The sequence below is a fragment of the Pseudomonas sp. PvP089 genome (genome assembly GCF_017875165.1).
Lineage (GTDB): Bacteria > Pseudomonadota > Gammaproteobacteria > Pseudomonadales > Pseudomonadaceae > Aquipseudomonas > Aquipseudomonas fortuita.
In genome coordinates this window covers 34569-51238 of sequence record NZ_JAGGME010000002.1, presented here as the reverse complement: position 1 = coordinate 51238, position 16670 = coordinate 34569, and the positions used below count along the sequence as shown (strand labels likewise).

Sequence of the window (16670 nt, the reverse complement as noted above, 5' to 3'; positions counted from 1 at the left end):
GTGGCCGTGCAAGCAAATCAAACCTGACTCCTACTCATGATTGAACCTGATTCGACGTCCAGCTTCGCGTCTAACGGCCCTACAAGCGCAGCTACCCCAACGTCGCTCATTAGGGGATAGTCATGTCTGCCAAAAAGCTGCTTCAACCTCTCGCTGCTCAGCTGCACGCCTCATTCTCGGCTTCCGGCCGCCCGTACCCTCACCAGCACATTCACCAGCTGCTCCACGCTGCCATTGGTTCCGTCGCCCCGGAAGTTGCCTCCAAAGACAAACTGCCAATCCAGGTGCGCCGTGATAGCGACAGGCAGTACAACCTCTACGAGACGATCGAGCGAGCGAAAAAGTGCTTGGGATTGACCGATCTTCAAGCAGTCGGCGCGGCTGAAGAAGTCATCGAGGTGCTACGAGCTTCAGGGATCGGCGTGAACCAGGTTCGCCTGCTCCTCGACCCCTCCTTTACTTCGACGACTCGTAAAAAGGCCTTCAAGGCCCTCTGCAAGAATCTGGATCTGAACGAGCTCGGCGATCGGTTCGTCCCGAAAACGGCGACGCTGGCCATAGCGGCGGGAATGGCACCGCCTCCGAAAAACACGTGGAAAGATCGCTTCGCCCTGGCTGCAGCTTTCCCTCTACGGGGACAGAGCCAACTCGTTGAAATGGTGACCCGAAGCGAGTGCTACTTATGGGTATTTCCGCCGACTGACCATCATGCTACGGCTCCCGCGACTCACGACCGTTTCTTCGGTGAGCAGACCTATCCGAGTGCTGAGATGGGCATGGGTTTCAGCATCATCGATTCCGGCTGGGCCCGTCCCAAGTACTCGATGCTCTCCAAGCAGCCGGAGGAGACCTTCATCCAGTATTCGCTTTCGGCGCCAATGTGGTCCTGGAGCGCACAAACTAATACCTGGCGGCTGGGAAATATCCTTCGCACCCAGATCCTTGACGGGGCTCCTTGGCGTAACGAGCCCTTGAGCGATGTGCTGCCAGGTGGTCTGAAGTCTCTGCCGCGGATTTATGGGTGCACCACCTGCCAAACGCTGTTCGTCGAGAAACACAGCGGCTATCCGGATGTACCCACTCAGTGCCAATGCGGTGAGGCGAGCAGTACGGGTGACCAAAACGAGTCACCTGCTCTCAATAGCTGATTTTCCTTACGGTGGCGGGCTATGCCCCCCGTTAGGGATTGGCTATGGGAGCGGGATTCGCTCACCCCAAAACTGAAGGCGCCGCCATCTAACCGAGCGATATGAGCTGAATGCTCGCGGAGTAGATATGCAGAACAGTACCAACAAACAAGACACCCTGGCGGCGATCAATGCACTTGTGGAGATTGCGTATGATCAGGGATTTGCGAACGGACACGGGGTCGGCAATCAAGTCGGTTTCGTAGCCGGTGTCATGAGCCTCAAAGCTGCGTTGGCCTGCGGCTTACGGCACGGCTCACCTGAATGTGGAAAGGCCCTTGAAAGCCTCAAGCGCATCGGGATCGACGAGTGAGAAAAAGTATGGGTCGTGCGCTGATCGCGCACGACCCATACTTCTACTTCAGGTCATTTCCCTGCTTAGCTTCATGATTGAAGCTCAGGGATCAGGTGCTTCTGCGGTAGGCCAACAACCGCAAGGCGTTGAAGACGACCAACAATGTGGAGCCCTCATGGATTGCAACAGCAGCACCAATGCTCAAGCCCATGATGGTCGACGGAACCAGGATGGCCACAATCCCCAAGCTGACGAACAGGTTCTGGCGGATGATCGATCGCGTGTGACGGCTCAAACCCACCGCAAATGGGAGTTGCCTGATGTCGTCAGCCATAAGCGCGATATCAGCTGTTTCCAAGGCGACGTCAGATCCGGCAGCCCCCATTGCGATGCCAACGCTCGAATTGGCCATGGCAGGGGCGTCATTCACGCCGTCACCCACCATGGCCACCTTGGCGCTAAGGCGCAGGTTCTTGATGGCCTTGACCTTGTCTTCCGGCATCAGGTCTCCCCACGCCTCATCTAAGCCAACTTGTTTGGCTACCGCCTCTGCAACGCGGTTGTGGTCTCCAGAAATCATGACCATGCGGTCGATGCCCATCTCTCTGAGTTTCTGGAGTGCCTCTTTGGCCCCCTCTCGGGGTGTGTCCAATAGCCCGATAGCGCCCAGATCCTTGTCAGCACGACGTATCACCATGGTTGTGCGGCCCGACTGACGTAGACGCTCTGCAGCCTCCAGGGCAGCCTTGCTCAGTGCGGGAATACCATTGGTACCGAACATCTCGACCTTGCCAATCCAGACGAACTGCCCATCAAGCTCAGCACGCACGCCGCGGCCAATCATGTTGCTCATGTTCTTGGCTTGGATTCGGCGCCGTGTGCCAATCATCTCTTCACCGTCACGCACAATTGCCGCAGCCAGCGGATGGTCGCTCATCGACTCCACAGCGATGGCGACGTTTAGTAGATCCTCGATCTGCGTGCCGCCCACGGGTATTACATCGGTAATGCGTGGGCGCCCTTCGGTCAGGGTACCGGTCTTGTCGAATGCCATGGCATTCAAGGCGCCAAGCTCTTCAAGTGGCGCACCGCCCTTGATCAGCACGCCACCTCGGGCTGCCCTGGCGATGCCAGAGAGAATGGCGCTTGGTGTAGCGATCGCGAGCGCGCAGGGGCTGGCTGCAACCAGAACGGCCATCGCCCGGTAGAACGAGTCACGGAAAGGCTCGTCAAGAAAAATGCCGGCAAACAGCAGCCCTACTACCAGCAGCAAAACTACCGGGACGAATACCCGCTGGAAGCGGTCCGTGAACTGCTGGGTCGGTGACTTCCTGACTTCGGCTTCACTGACCATCTTGATGACCCGCGCCAAGGTACTTTCAGTGGAGCGCCGTGTTACCTCAACCTCGATGAGAGTTTCGCCATTGATGGTGCCGGCGAAGACTTTCGAAGCTGCATCAACTGCATCTGGCTTACTACGTGCGAGCTCGACATCAGCGACAGGTTGCTTGTCCACGGGGACGCTTTCACCGGTCACTGGCGCCTGGTTGATACTTGAGGAGCCCACGACTACAAAACCATCGGCCGGCAGGCGGTCATTTGGGCGCACGATGACAACGTCACCGGGAACCAGCAGTTCCACCGGCATTTCCGTCGTGCCATTTGCTCTGCGTACGATCGCCGTGGCCGGTGCGAGCTTGGACAGTGCCTCAATCGCTTTCTTGGCCCGCCCCATCGCGTAGCTTTCAAGGGAATGCCCCAGACTGAACAGGAACAGCAGCAGAGCCCCCTCAGCCCAGGCGCCGATGCTCGCGGCACCGGCTGCGGCGAGAAGCATCAGCGAATCGATCTCGAAGCGCTTCTGGCGGATGTTGCTGATCGCTTCCTTGATAGTGAACCATCCACCGAACACGTAGGCAGATACGTACAGAACCAGTGACAGCCTATCGATCAGCCCGAGCTTTCCTGCGAGAGCTCCGGCACCGAGCAGCACACCACAGATCAGCGCGAAGACCAGCTCGGTATTCATGCCGAAGATACTGCCATGCTCGTGGCTATGGCCTTTGTGCCCTGCTTGGTCGTCTGGGCGTTCAAGCAAACTTTTCATAACTCGTCCCTTCTGGGGTCAAGGCTTCCAATTGCCCTCTGCAGTTGGGAGCCGTCGCGGTTGGTTAGCTAAGACCTATTGCACGGTTTGCCCCGGCCCAGGCGTTAATATTTCAAAGCTATGGAGCATCGGGCGTAATAAAAAATGCCAGGCGCTGCCTGGCATTTATGAATTCTCTAATTGTTCTGTTCAAATCGTTTACTACTTGTTGTTGATGCATTGCGAATACATCGAGTAACGAACAGTCTTGAGCGTGCCCTGGGAGTCCTCGAAAGTCATCAACCGTGGGTAGACCTGGCAGGTACGGGGGTCCTGCGACTGACGTACAAACTTAGCAACGTCTATCTTCATGCCATATTTGTAATCCTGAATCTCCGGCATAGGCTTGCCATTCTTCTCGGCATACTTGGCCACCGCAGCTTGGTGCTCTTTGGTGTATTGCAACTGCTGGCTTTCAGAGAAAGTGTTAGCCTGCGAAGCCATCGAGAACACAACAAGTGCAGCGGCAATAATTAGCTTTTTCATAAGAACCTCTCAAATTCAAATCTTCTCGGGCGTAACTTTAGCAATGCACAGGCATCACCGGCATGACGAGAAACTTACAATTTTGAAAGGTAAGCGCATCTACCTCATATAAAACAAAAAAGCCCACAACGCGTGTTGTGGGCTTCTCTTTAGCGGCGGCTATCAGCTAACCGCCTCAGCCTCCTCACCATCTTCATCCTTGCGGTGCGCCCAGTGATACAGGGCTGGCAGTACCAGCAACGTCAGCGCGGTGGAAGACAAGATCCCGCCAATCACCACCGTCGCCAGAGGCCGCTGAACTTCTGCACCGGTACCGGTGGCCAGGGCCATCGGGATGAAGCCCAGGGACGCCACCAAGGCAGTCATCAGAACAGGTCGCAGACGGGTTAATGCACCTTCATCGACTGCCTGCCTGAGCGTTCGCCCTTCCTCCCTTAGCCCGCGGATGAAGGCAATCATCACCAGGCCGTTCAGTACTGCAACTCCGGACAGTGCAATGAAGCCGACACCTGCCGAGATCGACAGAGGGATGTCCCGCAGCCACAACGCCACGACACCACCGGTGAGTGCGAATGGAATACCGGTGAAGACCAGCATGCCGTCCTTCAGGTTGTTGAACATCAGGAACAACAAGGTCATGACCAGCAGCAAGGCGACTGGAACAACGATCTGCAGCCGTTTGGCAGCCGACTGCAGCTGCTCGAACTGGCCACCCCAAGTCGTCCAGTAGCCCGCAGGGATTTGCACCTTCTGATCCAGCGAAGCGGTCGCCTCCTCAACGAAGGATCCCAGGTCACGGCCTCGAACGTTGGCGCTGACGATTACTAGACGCTTGCCGTTCTCGCGGCTGATTTGGTTCGGGCCCAGTTGCAGGTCCAGATTAGCGACCTGCGACAGCGGGATGAAACCGATCTGGTTGGCACCCTGAGCCGCATTGGCAGGCACCGGAATCAGCAAACTGGACATCCCCGCTACGTCGGTGCGAACGGTCTCAGGCAGGCGCACTACCATGTCGAACCGACGGTCGCCCTCATACAGCGTGCCGGCCTGGCGACCACCCACGGCGATAGCGATCGAGTTCTGAACATCCGCGATGTTCAGGCCGTAGCGTGCTGCTTTCTCGCGGTCGATGTTGATTGTCAGCACCGGCAGGCCGGATGTCTGCTCAACTTTCACTTCCGACGAGCCCGGTACCGCTTTGAGCGCTGCCGCGATCTTGTTGGCGGTATTGTTGAGTACGTCCATGTCATCGCCGAAGACCTTCACAGCGACGTCACTACGCACGCCCGAAATCAGCTCGTTGAAACGCAGTTGGATTGGCTGCGACAACTCGTAGTTGCTTCCTGGAACACCCGCTGCAGCCTTCTGCACCTCAGCAATCAGCTCATCGCGAGGCTTCTTGGGGTTAGGCCACTGATCCTGAGGCTTGAGCATGATGTAGGCGTCGGAGGCGTTCGGTGGCATCGGGTCAGATGCAATTTCCGCGGTACCCGAACGTGCGAACATACGCTCGACTTCAGGCACCTGCGCTATTACCGCTTTCTCCAGACGCTGCTGCATCTCGACGGACTGAGTGAGGCTCGTTCCAGGCACACGCATGGCCTGCATCGCAAAGTCACCCTCACTGAGACTTGGGATGAACTCGCTACCCATACGACTTGCCAGCACGCCGCTCAGTACGACCAAGGCTACTGCGGCCGAGAAAGCGATGTTCCGATGTCCCAGCACCCATTGAAGAACCGGCTCATAGCGCAGTCGAGCTGTGCGCATGACCACACCTTCTTCTTCCTTCACCTTGCCAGTGACGAACATGGCAATAGCTGCAGGAACAAAGGTAACAGACAGGATCATTGCACCCAACAGCGCCATCACAACGGTGAAGGCCATCGGGTGGAACATTTTGCCTTCGACGCCGGTGAGGGCGAAGATCGGCAGGTAAACCACCATGATGATCAGCTGACCGAAGATCAGCGGCCGGCGAGCTTCTCGCGCCGCGGCAAAGACCTCGTGGAAGCGTTCAGTTTTGGTGAGCATGCGGCCATGCTTATGCTGCGCATGAGCCAGTCGACGGATCGCGTTTTCTACAATAACCACGGCACCGTCGACGATGATGCCGAAGTCGAGTGCCCCCAAACTCATTAAGTTGGCACTGACCTTGTTGTTGAACATGCCTGTGAAGGTGAACAGCATGGACAGCGGAATCACCATCGCGGTGATCAGTGCCGCACGGATGTTGCCGAGGAACAGGAACAGAATGGCGATTACCAGAATCGCACCTTCCACCAGGTTCTTCTTCACCGTCGCGATGGCTTTTTCAACCAGGTTGGTACGGTCGTAAACGGTCACGGCCACCACGCCCTTTGGCAGGGTGCGGTTGATGTCCGCCAGTTTGGCGGCGACAGCTTGAGATACGGTGCGGCTGTTTTCACCAATCAGCATGAACACGGTACCGAGCACGACTTCGCGGCCGTTCTCAGTAGCAGCACCTGTACGGAGCTCTTTACCGATGCTGACGTCAGCAACGCTGCTGATACGAATCGGTGCACCATCCACACTGGTGATCACGATGTTGGCTATGTCGTCGATGTTGCCTACCTGGCCGGGCGCACGGATGAGCAACTGCTCACCATTACGTTCGATGTAGCCGGCGCCGACGTTGGCGTTGTTACTTTCCAACGCTGCAACCAGGTCATTGAGGGTCAGCTTGTAGGTAGCCAGGCGCTTTGGATCCGGCGCAACCAGGAACTGCTTGGCATAGCCGCCGATGGTATTGATCTCGGCCACACCCGGGACGTTGCGCAGCTGAGGCTTGATGATCCAGTCCTGGATCACGCGCAGGTCGGTCGGGGTGTACGGCGTACCGTCCTCTTTGACCGCGCCATCTTCGGCTTCAACGGTCCACAGGAAGATCTCACCGAGACCGGTGGAAACAGGCCCCATGACAGCTTCCACGCCATCTGGCAGCTGTTCCTTCGCAACCTGCAGTCGCTCGTTGATCAGCTGACGGGCAAAGAAGATGTCAGTGCCATCCTTGAAGATCACGGTGACCTGAGACAGGCCAGAGCGAGACAGGGAACGGGTCTGCTGAAGGCCCGGGAGACCGGCCATTGCTGTTTCAACTGGAAACGTGATCCGTTGTTCGGTTTCCAACGGCGAATAGCCAGGCGCTGCAGTGTTGATCTGCACCTGGACGTTGGTGATATCGGGTACCGCATCAATGGGCAGCTTTTGATAGCTGTAGATACCGATACCCGCCATGATCAGAACAGCGATCATTACTACGATGCGCTGCTCGATGGCGAATCTGATGATACGTTCAAACATGAGAAATCATCCTGTCAGTTCGCATCAGTGACCGTGTTCGGCAGAAGCTTTGCCGAGCTCGGACTTGAGTGTGAAGCTGCCACTGGTTGCTACCTGGGCGCCGGCTTCAATACCGTCGATGACTTCCACGTACCCATTATCGCGACGACCCAGTTTTACCGGGCGGGTGTCAAACCCATCTGGGGTGCGTACGAATACCGAGGGTTTGTCTTCAACGGTCTGCACTGCGTGCTCAGGGACCGCTACGGCAACTCGATCGGTTTGGGAAGTGACCGCAATGTTCACGAACAGGCCTGGACGCCAGGCACCGTTGGGGTTGGTCAAGGTGACGCGGACAGTAGCTGCACGGTTTTGCTCGCCCAGCAGGCTCCCGACATAACCCACCTTCCCTTCGACCTCGACGTTCATGTCAGGCGAAGAGACTTTCACCGCACGACCAGTCGTGACTTTGCCCAGATCTGTAGGCGGGACGGCGAAGGTTGCCCAGACCTGATTCAGGTCGGAAAGGATGAAGGCGTTGGTCGCCTCGCTGACGACTTCGCCAACGGTCAGGTGTTTCTCCACCACCACGGCGTCGAAAGGGGCTCGGAGTTCGTAACGATTACCGCCAACGGAGTTAACCGAAGCACCGATCGCACCGACCTTCTGCTTGGCGTTGGCCAAGGAGATCTCCGCTTCTTGCAGCGCTTGGCGTGCTTGGAGGTAGTCTTGCTCTGCGGAAATCTTGTCCTGCCACAGCTGCTTCTCACGCTCGAAGGTCACACGCGCCAGTTCGACGCGACGCTGTGCGGCCTGTTGTTCGCTGCGCAGGTCAGAGATCTGCTGGCTGGCGATTACAGCGAGGACCTGACCCTTTTTGACCGTCTCACCCAGATCGGCTTGGACAGTCTCAACAACGCCAGGAACACGAGGAACTACGTGGGCGGTCCGGTCTTCATCGAAGCGAATTTCGCCCGGGAAGCTCACGACTGTACCCAAGTCACGGGGTGCTGCAGCTTCGAGAGCAACGCCGGCTGCCTTGATCTGTTCAGCGCTGAGCCTCAGCTTGCCCTCTTCTTCACCACCCTCTTCGCTGTGACCTTCTTCACCATGGCCCTCATCACCTTCCTCTTTGGCGGCAGATGCGGCTTTCTTTTCGTCGCCATGACCATCGTTAGCGCCATGCTCGGCGGTACTGGCGGCCTGCTGTCCGGAACTGTTGTTCCAGGCAAGGCTGCCAAATCCGAGGGCTGCCACAGCGGCTACCGCGAGGGCGATCTTGCGTTTGTTATCCATTGCTACTCCTGCTAATCGTAGGCACCGGCTTGTTCAAGGCTGTGTGCCGAAGAAAATGTTTGGCCCGTTCAGCGAGCGCCGGCAGTTGAGCCGACTTCGCCATAAACCCTTTCCACCTGCGCACGCGCATTGGTCGCCGCTGCCAACGATTCGAGGTATTGGCCACGAGCGACGATCAAGGTGCGCTGGGCATCCAGCACTTCGATGAAGCCGAATTTGCCCATCTCGAAGCCGCGGGTTGCTGTCTCTACGGCTTGTTGGGCTGACGGCAGAATGGTCTTGTCGTAGGACTCGACCTCCTGCATGGCGGTGGACCACTGGTTCAACGCGGTTTGGGTTTCGGTGCGCAGGCGCAGCTCCACGGCATTGCGCTGGTCTCGGGCCTGATCTGCACGTCGAGAAGCGGAAAGGATGTTGCCCTGGTTGCGATCAAACAGCGGCAAAGGCATAGACAGGCCAACAGTGTTGACTCGCTCTCGTACAGAGCGGTCGTACTGGCTACCTACGCTGACAGTAAGGTTCGGGATACGCTGAGCTTTCTCTGAGCCGAGCGAGGCATCGCTCTTGTCGATCTGTACCACGGCCTGGCGCATTTCTGCGGTCTGGTCGAGCTTTGCCAGTAGATCTTCAGTACGAGGCGGCAAGCCCGGAGATAGGGTTGGCGATTCGAGTCGATCAAACACGGTGACTGAGCTGCCCGTAATTTGAGCGAGCTGTTGGTAAGCGGTTGCTTTCTCTGTTTCGGCGCGTCGAACTTGCAGCTTGGCCTCGGCCAGTTGCACCTGGGCACGGGTGGCTTCTACCGGAGACGATTTACCTGCGCGAACACGGCCATCGACGATGCGGAGACCGCGCTCAGTCAGTTCGAGAGATTGCTTGGCCAGGTCAAGGCCTGTCTGGGCCCGCAATGCGGCGTAAAAGGCCTGCACGACGTCTGCACGCAGACCGTTCACGCGACGGTCCAACTCCAGCTGTGCGGCGGTCTGCCCGTAAGTGGCGACGTCAACACGAGCTCCCCGCTTGCCACCCAGTTCCAGGGTCTGGCTAAGCGACACGGTCGTCGTGCTGGTGTTACGACGGGTGTCTTCTACGTCGTACGAAATAGTGGGGTTGGGGATAAGCCCGGCCTGCTTGCGAGCACCATCAGCGATCCCAATCTCTTGCCGGGCCGCGGCCAGGTCAGGGTTGGCATCCATGGCCGTCGAAAGCGCCTGGGGCAAGCTGATGCTTTGGGCAAGAGCTGCAGGTGCCATCAGTCCAGAAATGACTGCACAGAGTGCAGCGATCTTCCAGGGCGAGACAGAGGTCTTGGATAAGACATTGCGGTTATACCGGGGCACTTTGATGGTCCTCGTGCACAAACTTCGATAAAGCTTGGCGAGAACGCCGAAACAGCTGCCAAGCCCCACTTGATTAGGTGATGGCACTCTAAAGAGCGGTAGCTATCAGAGGGGTGGCTAGAAAATTACAATTTCGTAAGAAAGCGCTGTAATGCCCGTAAATACTGGGAAATCTAACCCGGTACTAGGATTTCGTTACAAGCAACGGAGATGGCAAACACGCGGCGCGAAGGTGCCAAATAACGGACAGATGACGAAATTGTAATTGTTCTATCACCCTCCCGTTATCTTCGGCCTGCAAATATGAGCTCGCGCTACGCTAGGCGCGCCGCCGGGTCAGAACAATTAACGACACCCGCGCAGGTAAACATAATAAAAACTGCCGTGAATCAAAGGAGCATCGGATGAAAATCAAAGTACCACTGTATTTGGCGGCAGTTTCTGCGCTGTCTGGAAGCTATGCTGTTTCGGCACAGGCTGAAGACAAGCCAGAAGGCTTCATTGAAGGCAGCAGCCTTACAGTGCTGAACCGTAACTTCTACTTCAACCGTGATAATCGCGACAGCTCGGCCCCCACTTACAACAGTGGCAAGGGCAATACCAACGGCTACTCCGAAGCCTGGGCGCACGCGATCATCAGCAAATTCAACTCTGGGTTTACCCAGGGTACTGTTGGCTTTGGCGTTGATGCCTTCGCCATGATCGGCCTCAAGCTCGACACCGGTGATGGCCGCAACGGCGGCCGTAGCTCCTTCGATGTGCTACCCGTTGATAACAAGGGCGAAGCTCGCGACGAATACACCAAGGTCGGCGGCGCAGCCAAAGTCCGCTTGTTCGATACCATCGTGAAAGTGGGTGATGTTTTCCCATCGACTCCGGTCGTTGCATCCGGTGACTCTCGCCTGCTGCCAGAAAGCTTCCGCGGCGTGACCGTTGAGAACACCAGCATCCAAGGCCTCACCCTTCAGGGTGGTCGACTGCACGCCATGAGCCAGCCACTCTCCAGTGACCTGAACGACAACTTCGTGACCTTCTACGGCGGCCCGGTCAACTCGCCATGGATCGGTTACGGTGGTGGTGACTACTCGATCAACGACAACTGGACTGTGAGCGTCTACGCCAGCCAGCTGAAAGACGTCTGGAATCAGTACTACGCCGGTACCAGCGTTGTTTACCCGCTGAGCGACGATCTGGCTCTGATCGGTGGCTTCAACTACTACAAAGCCGTAGATGAAGGTAAGAAGCGCCTGGGTGAATTCGACAACAACATCTGGAGTGCCAAGGTCGGCGTGCGTTACGGTGCTCACACCCTGGCCCTGTCGCACCAGCGCAACAACGGCGACGACGATTTCGACTATCTGCGTCAGTCGGACTCGATTTTCGTCGACAACTCCATCCAGTACAGCGACTTCAACTCGCCGAAAGAGCGTTCCTGGATGCTGCGCTATGACCTGAACTTCACCAGCTACGGCATTCCAGGCCTGACGTTCATGACCCGCTACGCCAGAGGCTCGGGCGCGGATTACTCGAACGCTAACCAGTTCTACATGCGCACCGACGACAACGGCAACCCGCTCGACAATCAGAAGCGTTGGGAGCGTGACGTCGAAGTCAAATACGTTGTCCAAACCGGTCCGGCAAAAGACTTGTCCTTCCGGTTGCGCCAGGCAACCACGCGTGCTACTGCATTCGAATCGGATCTGGATGAAACTCGTGTAATCATCGAGTACCCGCTTTCGATTCTGTAATTCGCTAACTGGACCAGTTATTCCTTAGCTGGTCCTATTAGTAAAACGAGCATTACGAATTCACCTTGAGTGGCTTAAGTGCTCCTTTGGTAAAAGGTGGATATTTGGCGCCCATTGGGCGCCTTTTTTTTGCCTAGAATTCAAGTAGGCGTTCGATTGCACGCATCGCATGCCGGTGAAGTTCATGGCTACACCAATGACCAGTTTCCTCAATGTGAGCAACCTCGCCGTCATCTGAGCGGAACGAAGCCAGCACGAAGAAGAAAATAACCCAATACTTCATAAGGTCAAATCACCTGCTGGAGAGCGGGCCCGCAACTGTCAAACCCAAACCGCGACAAGATATACCGCCAGACTATCAACTGTATTACCTAGAAATTACAAATCCGTCATTTGAGCCCCGGCACGCTCATTTTGATTTACCATCCCTTTCAATAATGCCGGCGCGCGTGCGCGGTTAATTGCTCAGTGATATCGAGACAAAATCCCATGCGAATTCTGGTAATTGAGGATGAAGTAAAAACTGCGGAGTATGTGCGTCAAGGTCTGACGGAATGTGGCTATGTCGTTGATTGCGTTCACACCGGCTCTGATGGATTGTTCTTGGCCAAACAGCACGAATACGAGCTGATTATTCTCGATATAAACCTTCCAGAGATGGATGGTTGGCAGGTCCTTGAGTTGTTGCGCCGTAAAAATTGCCCTTCCCGCATCATGATGCTGACGGCGAGAAGCCGGCTGGCGGATAAGGTCCGGGGGCTGGAGAGCGGCGCAGATGACTACCTAATCAAGCCATTTGAGTTTCCTGAGCTACTGGCCCGGGTTCGCGCCTTGATGCGCAGGTCAGATCACCCTGCATCCGTAGAGGTCATTCGCGTCGCTGACCTGGAGCTTGATCAGAGCCGGCACAGGGCATTCAGGGACGGTGAGCGCATTGACCTGACCACGAAAGAATTCGCGTTACTGCATTACCTGATGCGTAATACCGGTGTGGTGCTGAGCCGCACCCAAATTATTTCGCAGGTTTGGGATATGAATTTTGACTGCGACACAAACGTTGTAGAGGTGTCGATTCGAAGACTCAGAGCCAAGATAGATGACCCTTTCGAGACCAAACTGATACATACGCTTCGGGGCGTAGGGTATGTGCTTGAAAAACGATAGTTGCCAAGCTCTCTAGTACCGAAAATCCGCTACATACTCCCGTCGCTTGCGAGCTTGAGGTTTCTGTTTACGATCCGCGGCGCTGATTCCTCACTCAAAAAATGAGGTAGGCTGTACATGAGGTATAGCATTGATTATCAGCAGGTTTCGCAAGGGCAATCTGATGCCAGCATTAATGCCTGTCCAGCTGACATTGTCTTCAACAGCGACCATGGCCTAGCTCTTATTCCGTGCGTTGGCGATGTTATCAACCTCCCCTCTACGGCGGTCAAAGAAGGGGTTTGCGGCATCGTTAGATCAAGGATTTTCAATTATCTCAGAGGTCCTGAAGAGCTGTACTGTCACGTCAATATTCTCGTTGAAGAGGCGGACATCAATTTCGGAAGTCTCATCTCGGAATACATGCGCAATCAGTCACGTGCTCGCTCGCCTTCTTCATAAAGTCGAAGGCGGGCCTGGCCATTAATGGTTGTGTATGGGTGAGGGTTCAGCAGAGCGAGCGCCTACTGAGCACCAGAGATGAATAGTCACAGCCTAGTGGCTTAACGCGGTACTGCTGGTGTACGCAGAGCTGGACTCATTGTTTTTTGAATGGCGCATTGCAGCACATAGAAATATAAAATCCCGGAAGTAAATACGATTTCGGACAGATAAGCAAACTCAGAGTCTAAAACCCCGGAAACCATATACAATTTAATCGTGATAGAACCCATAATGATTCCGGTACAGTACATGACGCCTGTGAACTGATTGCCCAAAAAACTCAGGATGCCGCTGAAGGCATTGTTCGCACTCAACAGCATTGCTTTCAGAATCGTCCAGCCGAGAATTGGCAGAAAAGCCTTGATCATGAAGGCGAATAACATCGACGATGCAAATAGTTTTATCGGGGTTTCTGCCCACGGCTTGATGGTGCCGTCTACTTCAACGCCGGTATACAAGATGATATTCAGAATAATCGCCATAAGGGTGCATATACCGAGGCGTATCATTTCCCGCTTAAGCGGGGCCATCATTATCACTGCGTGAATCTTGTTTCCAAAGTATCGTTTTAGTCCTTGAATCGACATTTTTTCTTCCTATGCTCTCGGGTATGACGCTGTTGTAGCGTTGTATAACGGTCATGCTTTTACCCGAAGAGAGGTGACGCTTCAACGGCCCTGAATGCGCAGGGGATCTCATGTCCTTCCCCTGGCTGGGTAGCTTGCTGAGAAATTCTCATCTACCTGCGTGGCAAAGATGCGGCCACCCCGCCGCCGTCAGAGCTCTGGAGGACTGGTTGCTGTCAGCAACTCATCGAGTGACGGAACCTTAGCGTTTGCACTGAGGACGAGTGTCCTGGATCGGAGTATCGATACATCAAAGAAAGATTCGGACTCGACTCTTCCGTTTACTTCTCTCCAGTGGGTGACTTCTGGTATCAACTCATTAGGCACCGGGTGTAGTGCCATAGGGTTATGGAAGACCTCCACTTCAGCAGACCACGGCTCGTAGCCATATTGCGGCCAGAGCTGACCGTAGTCGCTGGACGCTACATCCAACAGAAATGGGATACCTCGTGATGCTCCTGGAGAACGGTCGAAAAACTCACCAAACCGCAAGTATCGGTACCCGTCTAGATGAGCTCCACCTGAGATCGGCACTCGGCTGAGCTTTGGCACTGTGCAGGCATTGGTGAAAATGACCGCTGAAAGATGGGCATTTTCCCTTAGCGTAAATAGGCCGTTGGGGCGCCCTGATAGCAGAGATGTCTCTTCCTCCACAGTTATCAGGTGCGTACCACGATGCGCAGATGAGTGAACTGCAAAGCCATAGAGATAGCTGATGAGCGACTCCCTGCTCCACAGCATTGAACTGGGCGCATGGAAATCGGCTAAGGCCAGAATGAGCGGCTTACCCTCCACGTGCGGTAGGGATTCGTAGCGCTTGTCCAATTTGTTTTGGATGGTCCTCGCAAACCTTTCTGCAGCCGCTCCTAAGAAGCGCTCATGTCGGTCAGCGGGTGGGGGGACCGGCGAGGCGCCAAAATGCTCATACCGCTCTTCCGGGTTGGCTGTCACTGCTTCAACCCAGGCCTCATCTCCCAGCCTATTCTCGATGTGAAAATCGGGTGATTCTTTAGGCTGGGTGACCAAGAGTCCCTGTTCGCGAAATATCGCTAACAGGTGGGCCTCCCAAAGGCGGGTGTGAAAATTCTCAGTCTGGCAATCGGGAACCCAATTTCTGTCTGGGGATGGCAGTGCGAGATACAGTTGATTCAGCGCCCACGCCCCAATACGGCGGCTTGGATCAAATAGTGATTTGAACACCACGCTTGGTGTGCGCTTACCCATTCTGCTTAGAGGAGCACGTCGTCGTTCACCTGAAGGGAGTGGAAGCAGATGGGTTGGGGTATTGAGAAAATGGCTGATTGAGGCGCGGGCTTCGGACTCGCCAGTGGTGCACTCACTATGGCTGAGGAGCACCCACACGCTATCGACACGACGCCGCAAGGTGACAGTTCCGAAGCTGCCGGAATGGATATTTGAATCGCCCCTGCTTTCCTAGACACTCTCCAAGCTCAGGAAATAGCGTTTCTCATACTCTACTGGAGACAGCTGCATAGCACTGCTGTGTCGACGCTTAGGGTTATAGAACATCTCGATGTAATCGAAAATATCACTTCGGGCTTCGTCACGCGTTGCGTAGATCTTTCGTCGGATTCGCTCCCGCTTCAAAAGCTGGAAAAAGCTCTCCGCTACGGCATTGTCGTGGCAGTTTCCCCGTCGGCTCATGCTGCTGATCACATTATTGGCCTTCAGGAAGCTTTGCCAATCTGAGCTACTGAACTGACTGCCTTGGTCTGAGTGAATCATCACTTGCTGCTGTGGCTTGCGTCGCCACACGGCCATCAGCATGGCGTCGATGGCCAGGTCGCTGCTCATTCTGGGCTTCATTGACCAACCAATGACTTGGCGGGAGAACAGATCCAGCACTACCGCCAGGTACAGCCACCCTTCATAGGTGCGGATGTAGGTGATATCGGTCACCCAGACTTTATTCGGCTCACTGACCTTGAACTGCCGGGCCAGATGGTTGGGGGATGCCACTGTTGGTTTTCCGCCATAAAACCCAGTACGACGGCGATAGCCCGTTTGCGAACGCAGCCCCTCTGCCTGCATCAAGCGACCGACTCGATTTCGCCCACAGATCTCTCCTAGCTCTCGCAGGTCATCGTGAATCTTGCGATAGCCATACACGCCGCCGCTTTCTAACCAGGCCTGCTTGATCAAGCCAAGCAGGCGCTGATCTTCTTTGGCTCGGGCAGATTGAGGTTCGGCCAACCAAGCGTAGTAGCCGCTGGGATGCACCTTGAGGGTTTGGCAAAGGCGCCGCACCGGGTAATGCGTCGAGTGCTTTTTGATGAAGGCGTACTTCAGTTGCACTCCTTGGCAAAGTACGCGGCGGCCTTTTTTAAGATGTCTCGCTCTTCAGTCACGCGCTTGAGTTCTGCGCGAAGCTTGCGCAGTTCGGCTTGCTGCTCATCGTCTTGCTGACGCTGCTCTTGGGGTTTGCTGTAGAGCTTGATCCAGGCGTAGAGGCTGTGAACAGACATGCCCAGGCGCTGGGCAACATCGGCGACAGGATTGCCTTTCTCGGTCACTTGCTTGACCGCTTCGATCTTGAATTCTTCGGGGTAACGCTGACGACTCATGGCACCTCCTA

General features: G+C 55.6%; 13 protein-coding genes. 5 read left to right on the top strand and 8 right to left on the bottom strand.

Annotated elements, in window-relative coordinates; all coding sequences use genetic code 11:
- Nucleotides 1–122 precede the first annotated feature (122 nt).
- Nucleotides 123–1148: a hypothetical protein gene (locus tag J3A71_RS30015; RefSeq protein WP_004576059.1), complete on the top strand. Its 1026-nt coding sequence runs from the start codon at nt 123–125 to the stop codon at nt 1146–1148.
- A 127-nt stretch (nt 1149–1275) separates the two neighbouring features.
- A complete protein-coding gene (locus J3A71_RS30010; protein WP_004576058.1) occupies nt 1276–1500 on the top strand; it encodes a hypothetical protein in 225 nt (74 codons plus the stop codon).
- Between the two features lie 91 nt (nt 1501–1591).
- Here the strand turns inward: J3A71_RS30010 and J3A71_RS30005 are convergent, their stop codons facing one another.
- The 5 genes from J3A71_RS30005 to J3A71_RS29985 form a co-directional block, all read right to left on the bottom strand.
- The gene (locus J3A71_RS30005; protein WP_004576057.1) at nt 1592–3589 is read right to left on the bottom strand and encodes a heavy metal translocating P-type ATPase; all 1998 of its coding nucleotides are present in this window, start codon (nt 3587–3589) and stop codon (nt 1592–1594) included.
- A gap of 201 nt (nt 3590–3790) precedes the next feature.
- Nucleotides 3791–4114 (bottom strand): DUF2790 domain-containing protein, encoded by a 324-nt coding sequence (locus tag J3A71_RS30000; protein ID WP_004576056.1) that lies wholly within the window; start codon nt 4112–4114, stop codon nt 3791–3793.
- Between the two features lie 162 nt (nt 4115–4276).
- Nucleotides 4277–7438 (bottom strand): CusA/CzcA family heavy metal efflux RND transporter, encoded by a 3162-nt coding sequence (locus tag J3A71_RS29995; protein WP_004576055.1) that lies wholly within the window; start codon nt 7436–7438, stop codon nt 4277–4279.
- Between the two features lie 24 nt (nt 7439–7462).
- Nucleotides 7463–8713: an efflux RND transporter periplasmic adaptor subunit gene (locus tag J3A71_RS29990; RefSeq protein ID WP_004576054.1), complete on the bottom strand. Its 1251-nt coding sequence runs from the start codon at nt 8711–8713 to the stop codon at nt 7463–7465.
- Between the two features lie 68 nt (nt 8714–8781).
- The gene (locus tag J3A71_RS29985; RefSeq protein WP_016487022.1) at nt 8782–10053 is read right to left on the bottom strand and encodes a TolC family protein; all 1272 of its coding nucleotides are present in this window, start codon (nt 10051–10053) and stop codon (nt 8782–8784) included.
- Between the two features lie 404 nt (nt 10054–10457).
- Between J3A71_RS29985 and J3A71_RS29980 the strand changes: the two genes are divergently transcribed.
- From J3A71_RS29980 to J3A71_RS29970, 3 genes are all read left to right on the top strand, one after another.
- The gene (locus J3A71_RS29980) at nt 10458–11801 is read left to right on the top strand and encodes an OprD family porin (RefSeq protein WP_004576051.1); all 1344 of its coding nucleotides are present in this window, start codon (nt 10458–10460) and stop codon (nt 11799–11801) included.
- Between the two features lie 489 nt (nt 11802–12290).
- A complete protein-coding gene (locus J3A71_RS29975) occupies nt 12291–12965 on the top strand; it encodes a heavy metal response regulator transcription factor (protein ID WP_209953690.1) in 675 nt (224 codons plus the stop codon).
- A 117-nt stretch (nt 12966–13082) separates the two neighbouring features.
- Complete coding sequence (locus tag J3A71_RS29970; RefSeq protein ID WP_080574869.1) at nt 13083–13406, top strand: hypothetical protein; 324 nt, start codon at nt 13083–13085, stop codon at nt 13404–13406.
- A 101-nt stretch (nt 13407–13507) separates the two neighbouring features.
- Here the strand turns inward: J3A71_RS29970 and J3A71_RS29965 are convergent, their stop codons facing one another.
- From J3A71_RS29965 to J3A71_RS29955, 3 genes are all read right to left on the bottom strand, one after another.
- On the bottom strand, nt 13508–14035 hold the full coding sequence (locus J3A71_RS29965; RefSeq protein WP_209953688.1) for a hypothetical protein: 528 nt from the start codon (nt 14033–14035) through the stop codon (nt 13508–13510).
- Between the two features lie 189 nt (nt 14036–14224).
- Nucleotides 14225–15457 carry a hypothetical protein gene (locus tag J3A71_RS29960; protein ID WP_231995379.1) on the bottom strand — a complete coding sequence of 411 codons (1233 nt, stop codon included), beginning with the start codon at nt 15455–15457 and terminating at the stop codon, nt 14225–14227.
- A gap of 51 nt (nt 15458–15508) precedes the next feature.
- A protein-coding gene (locus J3A71_RS29955; RefSeq protein ID WP_085983004.1) for an IS3 family transposase occupies nt 15509–16659 on the bottom strand; the annotation gives its coding sequence in 2 pieces (ribosomal slippage) (nt 15509–16425 and nt 16425–16659; 1152 coding nt in all).
- Nucleotides 16660–16670: the final 11 nt, after the last annotated feature.